Origin of the sequence: Bacillus sp. CR71, from assembly GCF_003429245.1 — a bacterium.
GTDB lineage: Bacteria > Bacillota > Bacilli > Bacillales > Bacillaceae_G > Bacillus_A > Bacillus_A thuringiensis_S.
Map to the genome: position 1 here is coordinate 5,121,984 of NZ_CP031748.1, position 6,000 is coordinate 5,127,983.

A 6,000-nucleotide genomic window follows, 5' to 3' on the forward strand; every position below is an offset into this window, starting at 1 on the left:
CAAGGGAATAAAGTGAAACTTTAAATAATTAGAGGGTATCCACTCCCCCTGGTTAATGAGGTTTACTTCCAGATACAAGGATAAAAAAACCTTGAAACATAAAAGTTTCAAGGTTTTCTGCTTATTAACTTAATCTAATAATCGTTAGAGTAGCCCCTGGCGTTGCCGTAGATAATGTAGCCAACGCAATTACTCCAAATAATTGTAAACTAACTGCAGCTCCAGCAGGCAAGTTAGCGATTATTGTTGCACTAAATGAACCTGCAGCCACTGCCGGAGAGTTTATCGTTCCCGCAAGCGGACTGCCATTTACAGTTATACGGGAACTTACAAGTAATCCTGCCGTTAAATTAATTGTATAGGCTATATAATAGTTTCCTGCATTCGCAACTGTAAATACAGTATTTCCACCACTAACGGTTATTCCTGGTCCAATATTTTGATTGTTTGGTAACGGAATATTCGTGCCACCTAACAAAACAGAAATAATACTTCCTGATGTATTATTCGCAAATGCATATGTTGCAGTTGTACTGACTCCAGTCGCCCCGGTCGCTCCTGTTGCTCCGGTTGCTCCAGCTCCTGTTGGACCAGTTGGACCTTGTATTCCTTGTGAACCTGTTGGACCTGTATTTCCAGTTGGTCCTTGGGAACCTGTTGCTCCTGTAGCCCCTGTTGGGCCTTGGATTCCTTGCGGGCCTTGAATTCCTTGTGGACCTGTCGCTCCTGTTGCTCCTGTAGCTCCCGTTGGGCCTTGTATCCCTTGAACTCCTTGGGGACCTTGCGCTCCCGTTGCCCCTGTGTCCCCTGTAGGACCTTGGGGACCTTGCAATCCTTGCACACCTTGAGGACCGGTTGGACCTATCTCTCCTTGTACCCCTTGTATTCCTGTTGGGCCTTGAGGACCGGTCGGACCTTGGATCCCTTGAATTCCTTGAATCCCCTGTGGGCCTTGTGCTCCCGTGGCTCCGGTTGCTCCTTGAATCCCTTGAGGGCCTTGTTCCCCTTGAATTCCTTGGGGACCGGTTGGACCTTGGATTCCTTGCGGGCCTTGGATTCCCTGTGGTCCTTGATCTCCTGTCGCACCAGTTACTCCTTGTATCCCTTGCGGACCTTGTATCCCTTGCGGACCAGTTGGACCAATATCTCCTTGCACACCTTGTATTCCTTGAGGACCTTGTAACCCTGTCACTCCGGTTGCTCCCGTTTCTCCTGTCGCTCCTGTCACTCCAGTTGAGCCTGTCGCACCAGTATCCCCTGTTACTCCTGTCGCACCAGTTGCTCCTGTCGGGCCAGGTGGTCCACCCGATGGACCAGTTACTCCCGTCGGACCTGATGGCCCTGTTGGGCCGGACGGTCCTGCTGGTCCTCCAGAAGGTCCCGTTACCCCTGTTGCTCCCGTTATTCCAGTTGGGCCTGTAGTTCCTTCCCCTGTCGCACCTGTTGCTCCTGTATCTCCTGTTGCCCCCGTCGGACCTTGGATTCCTTGAATTCCCTGTGGACCTTGCACTCCTTGTGCGCCCGTCGCTCCTTGAATTCCTTGTACTCCTTGCACACCTTGGGGACCCATCGGACCTGTTGGACCAATCTCCCCTTGAGCACCTTGCACTCCTTGGGGACCCTCTGGACCCGTTGCTCCTATTTCCCCTTGTATCCCTTGAATTCCAGTTGCTCCTTGTACTCCAGTTGCTCCCGTTATCCCTTGCACACCTTGTATTCCCTGTATTCCTTGTGGACCTTGTGGGCCTGTTGTTCCTACCGGTCCTTGAATACCTTGTATCCCCTGAGGACCCTCTGGACCCGTTGCTCCAACTGGTCCTGGCACTCCTTGTATTCCTTGCGGGCCCAGAAGTCCCTCTGGGCCTTCTGGACCTGTTGGTCCTATATCACCCATCGGACCTTGTATCCCTTGAACACCTTGTGGTCCTGTTGCTCCTGATGGACCTGGTACTCCTTGAATACCTTGTGGACCTTGATCTCCTGTTGCCCCTGTCGCTCCTTGAGGTCCTATAGTCCCCTGTATACCTTGTGGACCTTGATCTCCTGTTGCTCCTGTTACTCCTTGAATCCCCTGAACCCCTTGGATTCCTTGTTCACCAGTTATTCCTGTCGGACCAGGAATACCTTGAATCCCCTGCGGTCCTTCTGGACCTGTTGGGCCAATTGGCCCTTGAATACCTTGTATTCCTTGCAAGCCCTGTGCTCCCGTACTTCCAGTCGGACCTGTAGTTCCCGTTGCTCCTGTTACACCTGTACTTCCTGTAGTCCCAGTATCCCCCGTTGCTCCAGTCGCACCTGTACTCCCACTCGGTCCGCCACCCGGACCTGTCGCACCAGTTGGCCCCGTCGGGCCAGGAGGTCCTCCAGATGGTCCAGTTATCCCAGTTGGGCCTGTTATTCCAGTCGGACCTGTTAGCCCCTGACCCGTTGCTCCGGTTGCACCTGTATTTCCACTCGGTCCTTGTGTTCCTTGTATCCCTTGTGCTCCTTGTATTCCTTGTGGACCAGTTGCACCCGGTAACCCTTGGACGCCTTGAATTCCTTGAGGTCCCTCAGGTCCTGTCGCTCCAATTGGCCCTTGCAATCCCTGTATCCCTTGTATACCTTGTGCCCCAGTCGCTCCCGTTGGACCAATCGGACCTTGTAACCCTTGCACACCTTGAGGTCCTGTCGCTCCAGTTTCTCCTTGTGGTCCTCTCAATCCTTGTGCTCCCTGCTGCCCTTCTGGTCCAGTTGCACCTATTGGTCCAACTGGACCTTGAATCCCTTGCACACCTTGAGGTCCAGTCGGACCCATCTCTCCCATTGGACCTTGAAATCCTCTCGGTCCTTGCGGTCCAGTCGGACCTTGTGGACCTGTTGGACCAGTAATCCCTATACCCGTAAATCCAGTTGGAACAGGAGGAAAAGTAGGACCAATAAGTTCTGGTGGAATTCTAAAATTAGATTGTTGTTTCCCTTTATTATCACGATTCTTCACACTTTCACCACCTACAAACCGTCTTTTTCATAATAAATAAACCTCTTCTTAATCTATTTACAAAAATAATCTCCAAGACTATTTTTATTTCAAATAAATAAAACTCCCTTAATTCCTTAAGGGAGTCCTGCAATTGAATCCATATTATCTGTATTAGGGACAGCTTGCGCTATACCCGATGTATTTACACTTTGCCCCATATTTGTTCCTGTTACAGTACCAGCAGGGGTGCCCCTTGTATATGTCGTCGTCACCGAATCTCCCGGCTGTAAACAAAGCTTCGTTTCTGTCCCTATTACTGTAACAACATCAATCCAAGTACACCCCATTGAACCACTATACGATTTCGTAGCAGTAAATGAAGTATCACTCAAATTATCACCTGTAAATATATTCCCAGTATTATTAACAATAACAAACTCTTTTATATGCGCAGGCATAATTACACTCTACCTTTCCTTTATGAACCTAACGTACGTGTACTCGTTGCCAAAGGCGGAAGAAATACCGATGTTCTAATCACCGCTTCTGGCTGTCTTTTTCCATTTAAAAAAATAGCCGCACTCGATCCTCCAGCTCCTGCATATACTTTCGCCACAGCTAAAGGCGAGATATCATAACAGTCACCAACATTAACAGCTCCTGTATTATTAATAATTTTTACTTTACGCAAATTAACCCCCATTTACTCCTCCTCCTTTTTTATACTGTATGCAAAAGAAAAAAACTTGAAACAGACTCGTTTCAAGTTTTTAACTATTAACTATTTCGTTTCACCTTCATATTGAAGCATACCGCCAACCATGTTCACTGTTTTAAATCCTTGCTCATTTAAATAATGACATACATTTTCACTGCGCATTCCTGAACGACAAATAAAGATATATTCATTCTCTTTATTAAAGAAGTCTACTTTATGTGGGATATCGCCCATTTTAATATGTACAGCTTCTGGAATCTTTCCTGCCGCTACTTCTTCATCTTCTCTTACGTCTACTAGAAATAACGTTTCTCCATTTTCTAAACGCACTTGTACCTCTTCTGTAGTAATTGTTTTAACTTCTGTCATATGTAGTTCCTCCTTATATACAATAAAACCTTTAGTTTCTTTTCCACAAACATTCTCTACCAATTTTAGCATGCAAAAGAAAGAACGCAAAGAATCGAAAAGCTATTTCTCAATTTTCTCGCAAAACTTATTCTTTACAAACATAACTAGCACATTGTATCCTCAATATACTTGTTTTATGAAAGGAGTCGATTAAAATGTCGCTTTTTCTTTTCATTATGGGCATTGTGTTCTTAATCGCTGCAATTATTGCACTTAGTATGCAAAATAATAAAAAGATAAAATCTCCCCAAGAAATGTCATTCTTATTTCTATTACTTAGTATAGCGTTCTTCGGCATAGCAATCGCTACATATATATTCCGTCTACAAATCATGTAAAAAAAGGTGCCTACTACACATATTGCACCTTTTTCACATAATTTATTTCCTACACAAAACTAGATACTTTCCGATTTAAAAATTCATAAACTTTCTTTTCAAATAAATGAATATCAAATGCTCCTGCCATATGCCCATTTATACTTTCTATCTCATACACTTCCGCATATTTTCCTTGTTTTTGCAAAATGTCTACCATTTTATAATTATAACGTGGCGGCTGAAGCAAATCTTGTTTGCACGGAATCATAAGTACATTCGCTTCTATGTTAGAAAGAGATTCTTCTAGTGAAGAAAACCCATGTGCAATATCATGCAATAAAACTGCCTTCGCAGTATACATCCATGAATTTGCATCTACTAACTCTATACTTCTATATGTCGCTTTATTTATCTCTTTTTCAAATGATGTTAATGTAGAAAACTTTTCATAAGGTTCTATCTCTATACTATTACGAGGAAATGCCATTTCATAAAAATGCTCATCAAACGCATTCATAAACATCATTCTATTTGCTAAATGAAGCCCCTTTATCGGCTGCTCTTCTCCGTATTTTCCATCTTTCCAACTTGGATCCAGTTGAATTGCCTCAATCGCATTTTGTGCTACGTTTACAGACGTAATAATTGGATTTTGTGGGTTCGTAATAACGCCAATCATCCGCTCTACCATATGAGGATAGTGAATAGCCCATTGCTGCGCAATCATTCCTCCTGCTGAAGGTCCCATTACAGCGTGTAACCTTGAAATTCCCATACCTTTTATTAACTCATATTGCATACGAGCTACATCAAGAAATGTAAAAACCGGAAAATCCATTGCATATTCTTCTCCAGTTTCTGTATTAATTGATTTCGGTCCCGTTGTAATCACATATGGATTCTTCACCTGCACATTACAAAGATTATCTGTACATATAACAAAATACTTATTTGTATCAATTGCTTTTCCAGGTCCGATGAGCCCATCCCACCAACCAAGCTCCTCATCATGCACTGTATATTTCCCCGCTGCGTGACTTGTTGCACTAAAGTAATGACAAATCAAAATTGCATTTGACCTTTCTCTATTTAACGTACCATATGTCTCGTACCCCATTTGAACAGGAATTTCCCTACCATTTTCAAACGTAAATTCTTTTAAAACAAACTTCTCCTTTTTTACAATTTGCACAGACTCTCCCTCTCCCCGTTATAGTATGAAATGCTTACTAAAGGTTTTTTTCTATGTAAACCAATCTCCTCCTTCTTTTCATAAATAAATGAATAATATACAAAATTAGCCACAAAATAGCACTATATTACACAATTAAAGAGGGCATACATATGATTTGGAATTGGTTTCGTAAGAAAAAAAAATCAAATACAACAGAGGCAAAAGAAGCCGATAACTGGGAGCAGCAGTCTAACAATCCAGATGACGATAACAAAGAACAGACTAGAAGTATGAAACATACTAAAGGTAAAAATAACGAGCAAGATGACTCTTCTCAAGAGAAACAGCAAAACTCTAAGCAAGATGACTCTTCTCAAGAGAAACAGCAAAACTCTAAGCAAGATGACTCTTCTCA

6 protein-coding genes and 1 pseudogene are annotated in these 6,000 nt (G+C 43.6%); 2 read left to right on the forward strand and 5 right to left on the reverse strand.

Annotation, left to right across the window (positions count from 1 at the left end; all coding sequences use genetic code 11):
* Nucleotides 1-124 precede the first annotated feature (124 nt).
* The 4 genes from DOS87_RS25845 to DOS87_RS25860 form a co-directional block, all read right to left on the reverse strand.
* On the reverse strand, nucleotides 125-2,980 hold the full coding sequence (locus DOS87_RS25845; protein WP_098577827.1) for a BclA-related collagen-like exosporium protein: 2,856 nt from the start codon (nucleotides 2,978-2,980) through the stop codon (nucleotides 125-127).
* A 116-nt stretch (nucleotides 2,981-3,096) separates the two neighbouring features.
* Nucleotides 3,097-3,420, reverse strand: a complete 324-nt coding sequence (locus DOS87_RS25850; protein ID WP_001110864.1) for a hypothetical protein — start codon at nucleotides 3,418-3,420, stop codon at nucleotides 3,097-3,099.
* Between the two features lie 20 nt (nucleotides 3,421-3,440).
* The gene (locus DOS87_RS25855) at nucleotides 3,441-3,665 is read right to left on the reverse strand and encodes a spore germination protein (RefSeq protein ID WP_000538719.1); all 225 of its coding nucleotides are present in this window, start codon (nucleotides 3,663-3,665) and stop codon (nucleotides 3,441-3,443) included.
* Nucleotides 3,666-3,743: 78 nt separating this feature from the next.
* Nucleotides 3,744-4,049, reverse strand: coding sequence for a rhodanese-like domain-containing protein (locus DOS87_RS25860; RefSeq protein ID WP_000141224.1), 306 nt, complete (start codon nucleotides 4,047-4,049; stop codon nucleotides 3,744-3,746).
* A gap of 197 nt (nucleotides 4,050-4,246) precedes the next feature.
* Here DOS87_RS25860 and DOS87_RS25865 point away from each other — a divergent pair, with 197 nt between their 5' ends.
* Nucleotides 4,247-4,429 carry a hypothetical protein gene (locus DOS87_RS25865; RefSeq protein ID WP_000051780.1) on the forward strand — a complete coding sequence of 61 codons (183 nt, stop codon included), beginning with the start codon at nucleotides 4,247-4,249 and terminating at the stop codon, nucleotides 4,427-4,429.
* A gap of 49 nt (nucleotides 4,430-4,478) precedes the next feature.
* Here the strand turns inward: DOS87_RS25865 and DOS87_RS25870 are convergent, their stop codons facing one another.
* Nucleotides 4,479-5,603, reverse strand: a complete 1,125-nt coding sequence (locus DOS87_RS25870; RefSeq protein ID WP_098577828.1) for a homoserine O-acetyltransferase family protein — start codon at nucleotides 5,601-5,603, stop codon at nucleotides 4,479-4,481.
* A 152-nt stretch (nucleotides 5,604-5,755) separates the two neighbouring features.
* On the opposite strand from DOS87_RS25870, the pseudogene DOS87_RS25875 reads away from it, so the two are divergent.
* Nucleotides 5,756-6,000, forward strand: a pseudogene (locus DOS87_RS25875) (spore germination protein); the annotation flags it as partial.